The organism is Pseudomonas sp. S30 (genome assembly GCF_016518545.1).
GTDB lineage: Bacteria > Pseudomonadota > Gammaproteobacteria > Pseudomonadales > Pseudomonadaceae > Aquipseudomonas.
In genome coordinates this window covers 1-280 of the sequence record NZ_JACVTO010000063.1, presented here as the reverse complement: position 1 = coordinate 280, position 280 = coordinate 1, and the positions used below count along the sequence as shown (strand labels likewise).

The window sequence follows — 280 nt, the reverse complement described above, 5'->3', positions numbered from 1 at the left end:
GCAGAGCCTCGAAGCCCAACGTCTGGCCGAGTCCAGAGCGGCAGATCACCTTGCCTGGTTGACCTCTTGCGAGCTGTTGAACGCACTGGCCCACTACGACGAGAACGATCTCACCAACGGCGTGTGCTTCGCGCACCAGACGGGGCTGTGCGTGGTCGGCCTCGAAGGTGTGCCCGCGGGCGCTGCGTTACTTGCGCAATGGTGGCGCGCCGACGATATCACCCACGGCAACCTGGCACTGCGCGCGTTCGTCTTCAACCAGCGCGAGATCGCCGAGGTG

General features: G+C 65.0%; 1 pseudogene. It reads left to right on the top strand.

The features are described 5' to 3' along the window. A pseudogene (locus IAE34_RS24895) lies at positions 1 to 280 on the top strand (T6SS effector BTH_I2691 family protein); the annotation flags it as partial.